The 14,535-nt window shown below is 57.2% G+C and carries 16 protein-coding genes; 12 read left to right on the top strand and 4 right to left on the bottom strand.

The window, feature by feature from the left end; translation table 11 throughout:
* Positions 1-92 precede the first annotated feature (92 nt).
* Positions 93-1,178: a carcinine hydrolase/isopenicillin-N N-acyltransferase family protein gene (locus tag GPK42_RS02085; protein WP_215693216.1), complete on the bottom strand. Its 1,086-nt coding sequence runs from the start codon at positions 1,176-1,178 to the stop codon at positions 93-95.
* A 161-nt stretch (positions 1,179-1,339) separates the two neighbouring features.
* Here GPK42_RS02085 and GPK42_RS02080 point away from each other — a divergent pair, with 161 nt between their 5' ends.
* From GPK42_RS02080 to GPK42_RS02070, 3 genes are all read left to right on the top strand, one after another.
* Positions 1,340-2,725 (top strand): M18 family aminopeptidase, encoded by a 1,386-nt coding sequence (locus GPK42_RS02080; protein ID WP_252200034.1) that lies wholly within the window; start codon positions 1,340-1,342, stop codon positions 2,723-2,725.
* A 218-nt stretch (positions 2,726-2,943) separates the two neighbouring features.
* The gene (locus GPK42_RS02075; RefSeq protein WP_118081124.1) at positions 2,944-3,324 is read left to right on the top strand and encodes a translation repressor RelB; all 381 of its coding nucleotides are present in this window, start codon (positions 2,944-2,946) and stop codon (positions 3,322-3,324) included.
* Positions 3,317-3,817 carry a type II toxin-antitoxin system VapC family toxin gene (locus GPK42_RS02070; RefSeq protein WP_215693212.1) on the top strand — a complete coding sequence of 167 codons (501 nt, stop codon included), beginning with the start codon at positions 3,317-3,319 and terminating at the stop codon, positions 3,815-3,817. Before GPK42_RS02075 ends, GPK42_RS02070 begins: the two co-directional genes overlap by 8 nt.
* 128 nt (positions 3,818-3,945) lie before the next feature.
* On the opposite strand, the gene GPK42_RS02065 is transcribed toward GPK42_RS02070, so the two are convergent.
* From GPK42_RS02065 to GPK42_RS02055, 3 genes are all read right to left on the bottom strand, one after another.
* Positions 3,946-4,881 carry a D-2-hydroxyacid dehydrogenase gene (locus GPK42_RS02065; protein ID WP_215693210.1) on the bottom strand — a complete coding sequence of 312 codons (936 nt, stop codon included), beginning with the start codon at positions 4,879-4,881 and terminating at the stop codon, positions 3,946-3,948.
* Between the two features lie 130 nt (positions 4,882-5,011).
* A complete protein-coding gene (gene map / locus GPK42_RS02060) occupies positions 5,012-5,899 on the bottom strand; it encodes a type I methionyl aminopeptidase (protein WP_215693208.1) in 888 nt (295 codons plus the stop codon).
* A 160-nt stretch (positions 5,900-6,059) separates the two neighbouring features.
* The gene (locus tag GPK42_RS02055; protein WP_215693206.1) at positions 6,060-6,836 is read right to left on the bottom strand and encodes a radical SAM protein; all 777 of its coding nucleotides are present in this window, start codon (positions 6,834-6,836) and stop codon (positions 6,060-6,062) included.
* A gap of 175 nt (positions 6,837-7,011) precedes the next feature.
* On the opposite strand from GPK42_RS02055, the gene GPK42_RS02050 reads away from it, so the two are divergent.
* The 9 genes from GPK42_RS02050 (at position 7,012) to GPK42_RS02010 (ending at position 14,484) form a co-directional block, all read left to right on the top strand.
* Complete coding sequence (locus GPK42_RS02050) at positions 7,012-7,809, top strand: alpha/beta fold hydrolase (protein ID WP_215693204.1); 798 nt, start codon at positions 7,012-7,014, stop codon at positions 7,807-7,809.
* 211 nt (positions 7,810-8,020) lie between these two features.
* Positions 8,021-9,901: a diguanylate cyclase gene (locus GPK42_RS02045; RefSeq protein ID WP_215693202.1), complete on the top strand. Its 1,881-nt coding sequence runs from the start codon at positions 8,021-8,023 to the stop codon at positions 9,899-9,901.
* A gap of 23 nt (positions 9,902-9,924) precedes the next feature.
* The gene (locus GPK42_RS02040) at positions 9,925-10,281 is read left to right on the top strand and encodes an Hpt domain-containing protein (protein WP_215693192.1); all 357 of its coding nucleotides are present in this window, start codon (positions 9,925-9,927) and stop codon (positions 10,279-10,281) included.
* Between the two features lie 230 nt (positions 10,282-10,511).
* Positions 10,512-11,072, top strand: coding sequence for a hypothetical protein (locus GPK42_RS02035; protein WP_215693190.1), 561 nt, complete (start codon positions 10,512-10,514; stop codon positions 11,070-11,072).
* An 8-nt stretch (positions 11,073-11,080) separates the two neighbouring features.
* Positions 11,081-11,410, top strand: a complete 330-nt coding sequence (locus GPK42_RS02030) for a helix-turn-helix domain-containing protein (RefSeq protein ID WP_161194074.1) — start codon at positions 11,081-11,083, stop codon at positions 11,408-11,410.
* A gap of 341 nt (positions 11,411-11,751) precedes the next feature.
* A complete protein-coding gene (locus GPK42_RS02025) occupies positions 11,752-12,477 on the top strand; it encodes an ABC transporter ATP-binding protein (protein WP_118081114.1) in 726 nt (241 codons plus the stop codon).
* Positions 12,474-13,298 carry a hypothetical protein gene (locus tag GPK42_RS02020; protein WP_161194075.1) on the top strand — a complete coding sequence of 275 codons (825 nt, stop codon included), beginning with the start codon at positions 12,474-12,476 and terminating at the stop codon, positions 13,296-13,298. Before GPK42_RS02025 ends, GPK42_RS02020 begins: the two co-directional genes overlap by 4 nt.
* Entirely contained in the window at positions 13,282-14,100 is an 819-nt protein-coding gene (locus tag GPK42_RS02015; protein WP_215693188.1) for a hypothetical protein, read from the top strand. The genes GPK42_RS02020 and GPK42_RS02015 overlap by 17 nt, the downstream gene beginning before the upstream one ends.
* Positions 14,101-14,121: 21 nt before the next feature.
* Positions 14,122-14,484 (top strand): hypothetical protein, encoded by a 363-nt coding sequence (locus tag GPK42_RS02010; RefSeq protein ID WP_215693186.1) that lies wholly within the window; start codon positions 14,122-14,124, stop codon positions 14,482-14,484.
* Positions 14,485-14,535 lie beyond the last annotated feature (51 nt).

The raw sequence follows: 14,535 nt of genomic DNA, 5'->3' as shown, positions 1-14,535 counted from the left end.
CACACTGTTGACGCGGGGGTAAAACGTGTTAGCTCAAGCGTATGGAAATGTAAACAACGTCAGGCGGGCGTAAGGTTGACGGGCCTGGCTCCTTACAGTGCGAAGGCGTCGACGTCGCCCCAGTGGCGGCGCAGCGTAATAGCGGCGGCGGGTTCGGTATTGTCAAAGACGACCGACCATTGCGTATTGCTGGTGATGTCTTCCGGATTGGGTTCTTGCGCTGCGGCACGCAGGGCTTCCCAGACAATCGTTTCGTCCTGGGCACCGACATGGGCGTCAAGAACATCGGCGATTGCGACGGCGCGCTCTTTACCATGGCCCAGCTCGCCATTCTTTTGGTTGGACAGCACTTCGTCGTCATAGCAGGCGTAGAAGTTCGTAACCTGGCGTACAGGAGTCGCTTTGAAAGCGCGGTCCGGATCGCGCGGGTCCCATTCTACTACGCGCGCGTCACCGGCGGCGTCGTTGATAAAGAAGTGGTAATCGCGTCCTGCCATGGCGTGCATGTCGTAGGCGAAAAGCAGGTCGACAGCTTCTTGCGTGGTGGCGGCACGGTCGAGCACCAGACGGATGGCGAGCGAGGTGTTGATGACGGGCCGTTGCGTGTCCTGGTCACAGGGCTTGGAATCCAGGGTGAGTACGGCAATGGACACGCCGCATTCGTTAACACCGTCGAGCTGGGCAAACGGGCCCATGAGTGCCGCGGCGCGTCCGGCGACGGAGTCAAGTGGAGTGTTATCGCCCAGGTTGTTAAGGGCGGCAAGCCCGATGGAAGCATAGCCGCCGCGTGGGTGATTGCGCACCAGCAGCGCCGAGGTGTCGTCCTTAAAGTCGTAATTGCGACCGGTGCGCACGCGGCCTTCGGCATCTACGGCGACAAAAGCGCTGCAGGCAAACTGGGGCGCCTGGACATGTGCCGGCACACCGGGCAGCACCTGCGCCACCACGGCATCGATGTAGGCCTGGTCGTCGCGCACGCCAGCGGCGATGATGCGATCGAGATCGTAGTCGTAGGCGATGTCGATTGCGTACAGGTCATAGCCATCCGCGTAGCCGGTCAAGCGTTTGAGCGACGCGGCGGACTTGATTTGCTTGTGATAAACGATACCGGTGGCAGCGGCAAGGCCGACGGCGACTCCCGCGACACCGCAGGTGATGGCAATGTTACGTGGCTTCATGACGGCTCCTCTCGTCCTGTTAGCGCAATTGTCGCAAAAGGAGCGCGGGCATGATGGCTCAACTTGGTGAGTGGCGCGGAATTAAGCACGGAATGAAGAGTGCGGCGCTGGCGTGGCGGGGTATGCTGGAGGGGACCATCAACCCAGCGAAAGGGGAGAGCATGACGGATCAGGAAACGCCCGAGCGCGCGCATGTGACGGCCGATGATATCGAGGCCGCCAACGACCTTATCGACTTTATCGAGGCATGCCCCAGCATGTTCCATACGGCGGCGACCATTATGGCCGAGCTCGACGAGGCGGGCTTTACCTACCTGCCCGAGAATGCGGCGTGGGACATCGAACCGGGCGGGCGTTATTACACGCAGCGCAACACCTCGAGCGTTGTTGCCTTTAAGGTGGGCGAGGACCTGGCCGCGACGTGGGGCGAGGACGGCGTTGCCGGTGACTATCATTTTCAGCTCACGGCGTCGCACAGCGATTCGCCGACGTTTAAGGTCAAGGCCGTGCCTGAGCTTGACGGCGCGGGCGAGACGCTGCGCCTGAACACCGAGGCCTACGGCGGCATGATTGACTACACCTGGTTCGATCGTCCGCTGGCACTCGCGGGCCGCGTGCTGGTGCGCGAAGGCGACCGTATTGAGAGCCGTCTGCTTTCCACCGAGCGTGAGGTCGCTATTATCCCGAGCCTTGCCATCCATATGAACCGCGGCGTTAACGAGGGCTTTGCTCCCAACCGAGCCGTCGACCTGTGCCCACTCATCAGCACCGGCGAACTCAAGCAGGGAGATTTTGACGCCCTGATCGCCGACGAGTTGGACGTTGAGCCCGAGCAAATTTTGGGCCGCGATCTGTTCCTGGTCAATCGTCAGGATACGCGCATTTGGGGCTGGGCTGACGAGTTTATCTCGACGCCCAAGCTCGACGACCTGGCCTGCGCCTACACCTCGCTGCAGGCATTTTTGGGCGCCGAGAACGCGCACGATGTCTCGGTCTTCTGCTGCTTCGATAACGAGGAGGTTGGCTCCGAGACCAAGCAGGGCGCCATGTCGACGTTCTTGGCCGATGCATTGCGTCGCATTAACGGCTCGCTGGGCTTTGACGACGAGTCGTACCATCGCGCACTTGCCGCCTCGATGCTCGTGAGCTGCGACAATGCACATGCTGTGCACCCCAACCACGCCGAGAAGTGCGACGCTCGCAATCAGGTTGTGCTCAACGGCGGCATCGTCATCAAGGAAGCCGCCAATCAGCACTACTGCACCGATGCCTTTAGCCGCGCAGTGTTCCAGGCCATCTGCGATGACGCTGACGTGCCCACGCAGGCCTTCGCCAACAAGAGCGACATGGCCGGCGGCTCCACGCTCGGCAATCTGTCCAATATGCAGGCGAGCATGCATGCCGTGGACGTGGGCCTGCCGCAGCTGGCCATGCACTCGAGCTACGAGACCGGCGGCGTGCGCGACGTGATGTACGTCATCCGCGCCCTCACGGCCTTCTACGAGCGCAACCTAACCATCAACGGCGCCGAAAGCGTGGAGCTCTAAAAACCTGCCAAAAAGGGACAGGTTTATTTTGCCAGGTTTTATCTGGGCAAATGCAAAGGATGAAACCGAACTAGATTGGTGATGCGTAGCCGCCGAGGTGCAATGTGCCTCGGCGGCTTTTTGTGCACGGAGCACGGCTAATACTAATTTATTGCTATACATGCTTTACGTATCTACCATAGTGTTTTATGATAATTCTGAAGTATTAAGGAGGGGCCATGACCACAACAGCCGCTCAGATCAACGTACGTCTTGATGCCGATCTTAAAAGGAGCGGCGACGCTGCTCTCTCCAGGGCCGGTATGACGCCGAGCCAAGCGGTGCGAGCGCTCTGGCAGCTTGCAGCGTCGCTGGCCGATCGCCCCGGTGCGCTCGAGGATATCCTGCTGCCCAGTCGTGCCCGGGCGGAACAGCGCGAGCGCGAAAAGGCCGCCAAACGTAAACTCGAGCTCATGGATCAGGGATCGAAGCTGTTCGCTGCCGCTTGCCGTGAGTCGGGAATCGATATGGTCAGGGCTCAGCCATCGGACGACGAAGAGCTCAAACGGAATGCATATGCGGATCGCTATGGCGAGGAGATGAGCTGGCTCTATGAGTGAGGCTCTAAAGCGCATCTTGGTTGACACCAACGTGTGGCTCGATTACTTCATTCCCTCACGACGTGGTCGTTCGGCGGCGATTGAGTTTTTACGCGATGCATGCACGGCGCAGGTGGATTTGCTGTATGCGGCGACATCGTCCAAAGACCTGTTCTATTTGATTTCAAGCGAACATAAGGCATGGTATCGGCGAGAGCATGGCTCACTATCCCAAGATGCCGCCGTGGCGGCGACATCACTTGCATGGGATTGCCTCGACGTGTTGTCGCAACTTGCCACGCCGGTACCCTGCGACCTGAGTGACATATGGATGGCGAGCAAGCAGCGTAATCTCCATAGCGATTACGAAGACGATTTAATCATTGCGGCAGCGATACGCTCCCAAGCAGATTTACTGGTCACCAACGATGTCAAGCTCTGTTCGCATGCGCCCGTCGCAGCAATGAACGTAGAAGATGCAAGAAGCTATCTAACAACGCTTAAATTGCGCTAGACCCCTTTGGTCGAATAATGGTCAGCGAGAGCCCACAGGTAGGGCCGCGCCAGCAAAGCGCCGCAGGTTGGCCAAACGGCGGGCTCGCAGCGTCGGCTCATTACGCCGTTTGTAAAACGGCGTAATTCTTAGTGTTCGATCCAACGGCGGAGCGTCTCACCCGCTTGCAGATGACGCAAGTTCTCCGCGGCAATGTCGACCACATTGTTGAGCGTGGCCTCCAAGTGGAACCAGCCCGAGATATGCGGTGTGATGAGCATGTTGGGCGCATCCCACAGCGGGCTTGTCGCGGGCAGGGGCTCGGGGTCGGTGACGTCGACCGCGGCACCGGCGAGATGTCCCGACTCCAGAGCGGCAACCAAGTCGTCAGCGACCACAAGATCGCCACGGCCGCCGTTGGCAAAGAGGGCGCCCGGCTTCATCGCGGCGAAGAAATCGGCGTTCGCCAGGCCGCGGGTCTCGGGCGTGCTGGGCATAAAGGATGCGACAACGTCCGCCTCGGCCAGGCGCTCGGGCAGGGCGTCCATGCCGTCCATGTCCTCAAACACAATGGGGTAGACGAGCGGATGGCGCTTGATGCCGCGGACGTGCGCGCCCATGCTGCGACAGAGCGTGGCAAAATGGCCGCCGATATCGCCTGCGCCCAGCACCAGCACGTTGGCGTTTTTGAGCGAGGTAACCGGCCCCAAATCCTCCCAGCGATGCTCGCGCTGCAGGCCCTGGTAGCCGGGCAGGCGCTTCATCATAGACAGCACCATGGCAAACATGTGCTCGCTTACTGCCTGGCCGTAGGCGCCCACCGAGCAAGACAGTTTGGCATCGGCCGGCACGGTGCCGGCGGCCAAGTAATCGTCATAGCCAGCGGTCTGCAATTGCAACAGCTGGAGATGTTCGCATGCCGTGAGCATGTCAGGGTCGATGTTGCCCAAGATCACGTCGGCATCGGCGACCTGCTCGCGCGTGGCGGCGTCGGAGCTCGTGTAGATAAAGTCCTCGCCCGGAGCACTCGACTCAAGAATTGCGCGATGGCGGTCGTTGACGGGCAGCAAAACCAAAATGTTCACAAGCAGTCCTCTCCGCTCGACCTGCCAAAAGGGGACAGGTTAATTTTGGCAGGTTTTATCAGGCAAAACGCTCAAACAAAAACGCCGGATGCAAGACGAGCGTGCCCGTCAGCATCCGGCGCATCCACGGCTACCAGCTCAGCAGCTCGTAGCCGTCCTCGGTCACCACGAGCTGTACCTCGCACTGGGCCGAATCGCTGCCGTCCTTGGTGCGCACGCACCAGCCGTCACCCTTGCTAATCTTGATGTCGGGCGCTCCGGCATTGACCATGGGCTCGATGGTAAAGACCATGCCCGGAGCCATGATGGTGTCCACATCGGGTGCCTCGGTGGTAAAGCCCACAAACGGGTCCTCGTGGAACTCCTTACCGATGCCGTGTCCGCCGTACTCGCGCACCACGCTAAAACCGGCGTCCTCGACCGTCTTTTGCACGGCCTCGGCCATGACGGACAGCGGCAGCCACGGCTTGACGGCCGCCAGACCCGCCTCCACGCTGGCGCGGGTGACGTCGACCAGGCGCTGGCGCTCGGCCGAGACCTCGCCGATGCAGAACATACGGCTCGAGTCGCTAAAGTAGCCGTCCAAAATCGTGGAGCAGTCCACGTTGATGATGTCGCCCTCGTGCAGCACGTCCGTATCACAGGGAATGCCGTGGCAGACGACGTCGTTGATCGAGGTGCACACGCTCTTTGGGTAGCCCTCGTAGTGGAGGTCGGCCGGCGTGCCACCGTGCTCGACGGTGTAGTCGTAGATCATCTGGTCGATCTGGTTGGTGGTCATGCCCGCGGCGATGTGCTCGCCTACGTAGTCGAGCACGCCCACGTTGATGGCGGCGGAGCGCTTGATGCCCTCGATGTCGGCGGGCGTCTTGTAGAGCGTACGGGGCAGAACCTCCCAGCCCTCCTCCCATAGGCGCTCGAGGCGCTCATCGAAGGCGCTATGGCATTTCTTGTATTTTTTGCCGCTGCCGCACCAGCAAGCGTCGTTGCGGCCGGGCACGGATCCTTTGTCATACATGGCTAACTTCCTTTCATCCGCAGCTAGTATAGCCCACCCACGCGTCCATAAAAGTTGCGGTGATATAGTTCCGATTTAAGCGGTTTAACAGCACAAATAGGAACTATATCACCGCAGCTGATGGAGCGGGATGGCGGGCACTAGCTGCTGCGTGGTTTTGCTAGTAGCTCACCTGGCAGGGAATGCCGAGGGCGCGCACGCGTGCGGCGATCGTGTCGAGCACCTCGGGCACCGCTTTGGCAAGGCCGGCGACCGGCGTCTCGCGCGCCACCGTGTAAATGGTCGCCTCCTGCGGACGAATGCGCTCGAGCGCCGCGAGCCAAGGGCCGACGTACTCCTCGCCAGTGTTATCGAGAGGCTTGCCCTGATACTCGCCGGTCAAAAAGATTGTCTGGATAATGACATGACCGTCAAAGCTCGCGAACGTCTCGATCTGGTGCTCGACGTCGTAGGGGCCAACGGGCTGGTCGAGCAGTTGGATAAACGCCGGGTCGACGGTATCGAGCTTGAGGATATTGTCGTCGACCATCATGAGCGCGTCGTGCACCTCGGGGCGGTCGGCGCGCGTGCCGTTGGAGAGCACGGCGATCTTGGAGTTTGGGGCAAACTCGTCGCGCAGCGCGACAGCGCCGGCGATGGCCTGCGGAAACTCCGGTGCGGCGGTGGGCTCGCCGTTGCCGGCAAACGTGATTACATCGGGCAGCTCACCTTCGACTGCCATTTCGCGCAATTTGGCCTCGAGTGCATCGAGCACCACGGCAGCCGTGTTATACGATTCGTGACAGGGGCGCTCGGCATTGAGACCGTTCTCGCAGTAGATGCAGTCGAACGTGCAGATCTTGCCGCTCGCCGGCATCATGTTGACACCGAGCGAAAGGCCCAGGCGACGGCTGCGAACGGGCCCAAAGATGGGGCTGGCATTTAGAAACGTAGACATAGGTAAAAGCTCCTCAAGACAATTAACCTTAAGCATAGCATCGGCTCCAACGTATGGTCCGGGCTTGTGCTTTGCAGGTTTCGTTTTTTAACTCTGCCTTCGATGCCGCGTCATGAAAGGTATCGGGTCGGGTACAGTTAATCTGTTAACAAAACGCAAGACGATGGGGCACAACATGGAATTTACGGTCGAGAATGCGGGCACCACGATCGCCTGCCGCGAGTATGCCAGCCCGGTTGTATCGTCCGATGCACCCGCCTTGGTTTGCGTGCACGGTGCGTGCGTCGACGGCGTCTTTTTTGACGCCATCGCCCGCGAGCTCGCCCGTGACTGTCGCGTCATTGCCTACGACCGCCGCGGTTGCGGCGAGAGCGGCGACGCTGCAGACGGACGCTACGACCTCGCCGCCCAGGCCGCCGACCTGCAGGCTGTTATCGAGCATATTGGCGCTCCGGCAAACGTGCTCGCGCACAGTGCCGGTACGTTGGTGGCCCTGGAGCTTCTCCGTGCAAACCCCACCATAATCTCGCGTGCGATTCTGCATGAACCCGCCGTGACGGCTGAGGGTGCCGGTCTGGGCGCGGCCCCGGTTTTGCTCGAGATGATCGCCGCGGGAAAGGTCTCCAGGGCATTACGGGCCTTCCTGGGCGCCATCGGCGATTCGGACCCTGAGGCCCCCAAGTTAACCGAGGCAGAAGCCAAGCATGCCCTGCGCAACGGCCGTAGTTTCATGGCAAACGAATACGGGATTACTATGACCTGCGTTCCCGATTGGGATAGTGTTCGTGCGTCGAAAACGGTGGCCGCCGTGCTCCTGGGCGAGCTCTCGATTGACACGCCTCGCGAGGCGGGCACAAGGGTGGCGGCTGAGCTTTTGGACTGTCCACTCGTAATGGTTCCCGGCGCGCACAACGGCCTGCGCGATCGCCCGGTAGCGGCTGCCCAGACTGTCCGTGACATCCTGGGGCTCTAGCACCCGCAATAGCCAAAGCAGACTTCACCCGCAAACGTTTCGGCCTTGTTAACAAATGTGCTCAAAACCTTACGTTTGCGGCTCCAATTGCGCCGTCTGCCAACTCATAAAAATGTAACGGCATTCACGTGCTTACCTGCATCGGCAAGGTGTTACCCTTGTAACATTTGGAACCCACCGCTACTATGCGAAGCTATCGAAAGGGCCCCATATGCTCAATAATCACGAGGTCAATCTAACCGACGAGGAGGCTGCCGCCGAGGTCGCCCGCGTCGCGAAGACCTACCCCGTGGTGCGTTTGTTGTCGGCCGATCAGATTAAGAGCGAGCCTAACTGCTTGCTCGCCGGCGATCGCTGCCCTTGTCTGCGTCAGTCGAGTCTTGAGGCCTTGGCAGGTTCCGATGATGTATCGGAGCAGCTGCTCAACGATGGTGTTGAGTACCGCGCCCGCCTACGCCCTCTGAAGGTCGAGGGCGAGCCTCACGTCCTGCTGATGGTGCGCCCGATCGATGAGCAAGAGGCTGCAGAAGAGGACCTCGTTTACACCGACGTGCTGACGAGTGTGCGCAATCGCCGATATTACGAGGAAAAGCTCCGTAGCGCCCGCATGAATGCCGGCGTTGCGGTGATCGACCTTGATGATTTTAGGGTCTTCAACGATACGTGTGGCCGTCATGCCGGCGACCTTGCGCTCGGTGCTGTGGCGACGGCCATACGCAGCGGAATTCGTTCGACTGACGAGCTCGTACGCTATGGCTGCGACAAGTTTGTGGTCGTCATGCCCAATATTCCCTCCGATGACTTCACCCGTCGCCTGCATCAGGTGTCCGATGCCGTTCATGCCACGATTGTTCCGGGCCATGAGTACGTGAGCTTGACGGCATGTGTTGGTGGCGTTCGCATTCATGGCGAGACGGTCGATGAGGGCGTTGGCCGCGCTGTCCAGTTATTGAGCCGCGCTAAGGCAAAAGCCGGTACGGTCGTGACCGATGCCGATTCCATCGAAGCCTTCCAAAGCGAAAAGCCTTTGGTGCTTATTGTCGATGACTCCGAGATGAACCGAGCCATTCTCAACGAGATGCTCAAGGACGAGTATTGCATCCTCGAGGCCGACAACGGTCGTACGGCGCTCGACATGGTCGACCGCTATGGCGATGAGTTGTCGCTCGTGCTGCTGGATATTGTCATGCCGGGCATAAGCGGCTTTGAGGTGTTGGCCGATCTGTCTCGCCGATCGGGTATCGACAATCTGCCTTTCATCATGATTTCGAGCGAAGATTCCGATGATATGGTTCTGCGCGCGTACGAGCTGGGCGCCTCGGACTATATCAACCGCCCGTTTGACTCCCGTGTCGTGCGCCGCCGTGTAAGCAACACCATCCGCCTATACGCCAAACAGCGCCGCCTGACGAGCCTGCTGTCCCAGCAGTACAACGAGCGCGTCAAGAACAGTCGCATGCTCATCGACATCATGGCCGGCGTCATGGAGCTTCGCAACGGCGAGAGCGGCAGGCACGTTACGAACATCGAGAAGCTGACCGAGCTGCTGCTTGACTGCCTGGTCCAGCGTAGCGACACGATCTCCCTCGACAATGAGGAGCGCTCCACGATTGCCCTGGCTTCGGCGCTGCACGATATTGGCAAGATGGCGATTGACGATGCGATCCTCAACAAGCCCGGGCGCCTTACGCCCGAGGAGTTCGAGATTATGAAGACGCATACCACGATGGGCGCCGACATGTTGCTTGAGCTGAGCCGCCATCACGTCGGCAATGCGCTTATGGAATATGCGTACCAGATTGCGCGTTGGCATCACGAGCGCTGGGACGGCAGGGGTTATCCCGATGGCCTTAAAGGCAACGAGATTCCCATTGCCGCGCAGGTGGTCTCGGTGGCCGACGTGTATGATGCGCTGACGAGCGTGCGCGTGTACAAGGACGCTATCCCGCACAAGGAGGCGATCCAGATGATCCTGGACGGTAAGTGTGGCACCTTTAACCCGCTGTTGCTCGACTGCCTGCTCGAGGTGCAAGACCGTATTGCCGAGACGTTGGCACGCCCCGCCGACGTTGTCGCGTTTCCCACGATTTAGTTTGACCAAAGGAGTTTTAATCCATGATTTCCATGCGTGAGGCGTATGAGAAGATTGGCGCCAATTATGATGACGCGTGCGCTCGGCTGATGGGCGAGGAAATGCTTGCCCGCTTTGCCCTCAAGTTTTTGGATGACGAGAGCATGGACAAGCTGGAGGCCGCCATGGCGGCAGGAGACACCGAAGGTGCGTTTATGGCAGCGCACACGCTCAAGGGCGTGAGCCAGAACCTGGGATTCGATAATCTGTACGAGCCGGCGGTTGTGGTGACCGAAGCACTGCGCAGCGTCGATGCCGTTGACGGCGCTCGCGAGGGGATGCATGCGCTGCAGCAGCAATATGCGGCTACGATGTCGGCCCTGCGCGAAGCGGCTGAATAAGAGCTTGCGGGCCTTGATGACTATGAGAGTGGATAATCTCCCGTTTTAGGCCCGGTGGCGGCCTCAAAGTGGGAGATTATCCACTCTCGTTCGATACGTGTCCAAAAATCCACTCTCACCCCTTCTGATTAGTGAATGGCCTATGCGCACTGGCGGGGCTTTCCGCATGCAATCCATATCGTTGTTCGATAAACTATTCGGATAACGATAGATTCGATGAGGGTGAGTGTATGTCCAACAGCGTTCAGCGTATGGCCAAGGCGGGCGAGACTGTAAGGAAGCTTGGCTTTTGCATGGCGGTCGTTTTTGCGGGAATGCTCGTCGCTTTCGCCGCGTTGGTTGTTTACGTGATCTGGTATGCGGTTGCAAACGCTGCTTCTGTCGATTCTTTCGGTGTTGTGACGCTTCTCAATGGCGGGTGCATCGTTATCCCAAGCGGACTGTGCATGGCGCTTGCCATGGGTATTTCGCTTGTCGTTTTGTGCGGAATCAGCCGCGACATTTCGCGGGGCGTATCGCCCTTTACCAGGGCGCATGTGCGGCTTATCCGTGTTCTCGCGCTTGCCTTTGCTGTTAACGCCGCGGTTTCGCTTGTTGGTGCCTATGGATCGGTCAATCTCACCATTGGCGGACTGGAGCTTTACATCGTGCCTCATTCCTTTGTTATTGAGATTTGCCAAGGCGCTACCTTTGATGCGGGGTCGTTTATCGGCGCAGTTGTCTGTCTGTTTATCTCGGCGATTTGGAGTTATGCCTCGCTGCTCCAGGAGCAGTCTGACGAGCTTGTGTAGGAGGAAACATGAGCTATCTCATCATCGAGCTTGAGACGCAGCTGCTTAAGACCGGAAAGACCAGCTCTGATCTGATTCGTGCCACGGGGCATACTCCGGCTAATATTTCTAAGCTAAGAAACGGAAAAATTAAAGCTATTCGTCTTAAGACGCTTCTTGAAATCTGTGATGAGCTTGATTGTCAACCGGGAGATATTATTCAGCGCGTGAGCGAGAAAGAGCTCGAGGAACTTATTGTCGAGCGCGCGAAGAATGCCGTGAGGCAGATGCGGGATGGCAGAGGCAATGAGGCGTCGCTTCCGACATCGGTCTTCGCTGTAGATTTGAGCGACGAGTAGCATAAAAAAACAACTATAACGAAATATCAGTGTAGCGGAACCCGTGTCTAACACGGGTTCTTTGTTTATTAATTATCTTGACAAATATAAGTTATCGGCAAACAATAACATCAAGAACGAACGATAAAAGAAAGGAGGAACGATATGAGCTGGATTGTAAAGCCGAGTTATGTGGACCCCGGTGGTGGGTGCAACGGTTACTGCAAGGCATTCTGTGGAGCACGCGTCTGCGTCAATAACTGCAGCAAAAACTTGTGTGTTGTTAATTTCTAGCAGTTGCAGCTGCTGCCAGGCGACAGTCTGGCAGCAGCGGTTTTGTTATCAAGCAGAATAGGAGGCCAATGAGCGCATCAGCGATAAAGCTATCAAAGGTGTCAAAGCGCTATGGAAAACGGCGTGTGTTGCATGACGTTTCCTTCGAGGTGAATCAGTCTGAACTTTGCGCCCTTGTTGGTGCAAACGGGGCGGGCAAAAGCACGCTTATTAAAATAGTGCTGGGCCTCTGTGAGCCATCGTCGGGGAGCGTGGAGCTCTTTGGAGGCAAGTCGAAAAAAGAGCTGAGCCTGATGCGGACGCGTGTCGGCTATGTGCCAGATTCCAGCGGAGCATACCAATCCCTCAGTGCGGTGGAGAATCTTCGGATCCGATGTGCGGAATGGGGGCTCGATGAGACACGTGAGGTTCCTCGCGTCTTGGGCCTAGTCGGGCTGGACGTCGATGAGAAAAAGAGCGTGAGCAGTTTTTCTCTGGGAATGAAACGGCGACTGGATATAGCTACGGCTTTGTTGGGCGACACCGACGTACTAATTTTCGATGAGCCGGCAAATGGGTTGGACCCGCTGGGCATCGAGAGTATATGGGCCCTTATCGGCCGATTGAATCGAGAACAGGGTAAGACCATGCTCATCTCTAGCCATGATTTGGATGAGTTGGCATCGGTTGCAACAAGTTGCGTGTTTATTCATGACGGTGAACTGCTGAAAAAGGAATCGATGGATGTCATAAGGGATGAGGCGTCGTCCCTAAAAGAATATTACAGGCGCTTGATGAACGCGGTCTCGCTATGAAGCGGGCGATCCATCCCATAAAGGCAGATATGATGCGTCTACACAGGATGTTTCCGGCGCAGTTTGGTCTTACGCTTATGTTGGCGTGCGGTCTTCTCTTCGGTGTTTTTCTAAATAACGGAGCAACGTTGCTAGGCTTTGGCTATGGCGTTTGTGGGGAGGATATTGGTTTCCTCTGGAATGCAATCGATCCTTCTGCGCCTGATGAGTCCCTTGCGCGCAGCGCTTTTGCCGGTACATCCCTGTTCGTTCCACTCATCGTTTGTTTGGTGCTTTTACAGGAGCATGGCTATAAAGAGGGATACCGAATTTCTTCAGCAAGAGGTCTCGCCCGCTTTAATGGGGCTCTGGCACATGTGCTTTCGTCTGCTTTAATAGTCGGTGCAGCTTATAGCGCACTTTGCCTTCTTTTGTTTGCAATAGCCATAATGCGTGGGGGGCAAAACTACACGCACGGCATGCTGGCTGCATTTTTGCCTGCGATGATAATCAACGCCGTATTGGTGATATCGGTTGCGTTGGAGACGATGACCATCTATCGGATTACAGGCAGCGCTGTATTGAGCGGGGCTGTAATAATAATTGGATTTGTCATGAGCTTGACGCTCTACGGAACCTTCCTTCAGGCACCTATACCATCCTTGCGATGGATCTTCCTCCTTCCGGGGCCGTACCTTGGAGCCGGATGTGCCCTTGGGTATAGCGATATGGGGCAGCTGACGCTTCTGGGATATGGCGTGGCAGCTGGCTGTCTATCGGTATTGATTTACGCTCTCGTGACCTGTCGTGTCGGAGGTGTGCTCAATGGCTCGTCAGATTAAAAGGTTCCTCCATTCAGAATTGAAGCATGTAAGCGAATGGACGTACGTCTTAATCCTGGCAATTTATGCGTGTATGGTGATATTGCAGCTTAATTCTTTCCCGATGTGGTTCTGTAGCCTCCGCGAGGGCAGTTTCTTGGGCTTTTTCCCAGACCCGACGCTTAAACTGTCGGCAGAGGACGCCCTTCTATTTGGTAATGCAGAGGTTTTTCGCGGCTTGCTGTTCAATGTGGCCCCGTTGGCTCATGCATTGTTCTTTCCGCTTGTCGCGCCTTGCGTTGTCCCACGCTTTGTCAGTTCGAGCTTTGTCGAGGAACCGTGGGGGCTGTCGGAGGCTCGGGGAGGGAAGCGGGCGTGCGTTACCGTTGCGCGAGTGGTGCTGTCTTCTTTCGCCCTATTGGGCGCGTTTATCCTGTCAAGTGTCGTTTTGTACTGTCTTAACTGCGCAATCGTTTTGGATGCTCAACAGTATTTCAACCTGAATATGTTTTGCGATCGACTTCTTCTGACGAGTGCGGTCTGCCTTGCATACGTGGTCTCTTGCGTGATCGTTGTTTCCTATTTTGGATCCGGCTTCGGTCCTATTGGCATGCTGTTGCTTGTCAACGTCGTAACGATCTACATACAGGTCGGAGCCAATTCCATGCTTCCGTTTCCGTCCTCGATGCTCATGTGGATTTGCGGCGTGACCCCGTTGGAGGATAGTCAATGCACCTCGATTTTAATTGACTGCCTGATTAACGTAGCAAGCGTTCTTGCCATTTGCTTTACCGTCGACCAATTGCGGTCGAGATTTCTTTGATTGTTTGTGAGGGATAATCATATGAGGCCGTCTCAATACAACTTGATTGAAAACCACGGCGAAAGAACGCTGGTGATGAATGCGAAGACCGGTGCAATCCTTTCGTTGGATAAACAACATGCAGAAAGTATGTGCCGCATGGTATCGGGAACCGAATGGGAGCCAGATGAATTGCGCGAAGCGTTGCTTCAAGGAGGAATGCTGTTAGAAGATGATCGTGACGAAAAAGAGGAAATGAAGGCAATAGGCCGTCTTCTTCGATTTTCCAATCGCTCTCTAGGCATGACGATAGCCCCGACATTGGAGTGCAACTTCTGTTGCCCATACTGTTATGAAAAAGGACAACGTAAAACGATGTTAGCGCCGGGCGATTTTAGCCGCTAATAGTCAAACTATTTTGACCAATCCCGGTCACCGAATAATGGCCACCGTGCC

Origin of the sequence: Collinsella aerofaciens, from assembly GCF_018785265.1 — a bacterium.
GTDB classification, from domain to species: Bacteria; Actinomycetota; Coriobacteriia; order Coriobacteriales; family Coriobacteriaceae; genus Collinsella; species Collinsella aerofaciens_AI.
Note: the sequence above shows the minus strand (reverse complement) of the source record. Positions and strands in the feature narration are given on the sequence as shown.

Excerpts from the sequence above, each read along its gene's own strand:
- GPK42_RS02085 (WP_215693216.1), bottom strand. The coding sequence starts at position 1,178 with ATGAAGCCACGTAACATTGCCATCACCTGCGGTGTCGCGGGAGTCGCC.
- GPK42_RS02080 (WP_252200034.1), top strand. The coding sequence starts at position 1,340 with ATGACGGATCAGGAAACGCCCGAGCGCGCGCATGTGACGGCCGATGAT.
- GPK42_RS02075 (WP_118081124.1), top strand. The coding sequence starts at position 2,944 with ATGACCACAACAGCCGCTCAGATCAACGTACGTCTTGATGCCGATCTT.
- GPK42_RS02070 (WP_215693212.1), top strand. The coding sequence starts at position 3,317 with ATGAGTGAGGCTCTAAAGCGCATCTTGGTTGACACCAACGTGTGGCTC.
- map (WP_215693208.1), bottom strand. The coding sequence starts at position 5,899 with ATGTATGACAAAGGATCCGTGCCCGGCCGCAACGACGCTTGCTGGTGC.
- GPK42_RS02055 (WP_215693206.1), bottom strand. The coding sequence starts at position 6,836 with ATGTCTACGTTTCTAAATGCCAGCCCCATCTTTGGGCCCGTTCGCAGC.
- GPK42_RS02050 (WP_215693204.1), top strand. The coding sequence starts at position 7,012 with ATGGAATTTACGGTCGAGAATGCGGGCACCACGATCGCCTGCCGCGAG.
- GPK42_RS02045 (WP_215693202.1), top strand. The coding sequence starts at position 8,021 with ATGCTCAATAATCACGAGGTCAATCTAACCGACGAGGAGGCTGCCGCC.
- GPK42_RS02040 (WP_215693192.1), top strand. The coding sequence starts at position 9,925 with ATGATTTCCATGCGTGAGGCGTATGAGAAGATTGGCGCCAATTATGAT.
- GPK42_RS02035 (WP_215693190.1), top strand. The coding sequence starts at position 10,512 with ATGTCCAACAGCGTTCAGCGTATGGCCAAGGCGGGCGAGACTGTAAGG.
- GPK42_RS02030 (WP_161194074.1), top strand. The coding sequence starts at position 11,081 with ATGAGCTATCTCATCATCGAGCTTGAGACGCAGCTGCTTAAGACCGGA.
- GPK42_RS02025 (WP_118081114.1), top strand. The coding sequence starts at position 11,752 with ATGAGCGCATCAGCGATAAAGCTATCAAAGGTGTCAAAGCGCTATGGA.
- GPK42_RS02020 (WP_161194075.1), top strand. The coding sequence starts at position 12,474 with ATGAAGCGGGCGATCCATCCCATAAAGGCAGATATGATGCGTCTACAC.
- GPK42_RS02015 (WP_215693188.1), top strand. The coding sequence starts at position 13,282 with ATGGCTCGTCAGATTAAAAGGTTCCTCCATTCAGAATTGAAGCATGTA.
- GPK42_RS02010 (WP_215693186.1), top strand. The coding sequence starts at position 14,122 with ATGAGGCCGTCTCAATACAACTTGATTGAAAACCACGGCGAAAGAACG.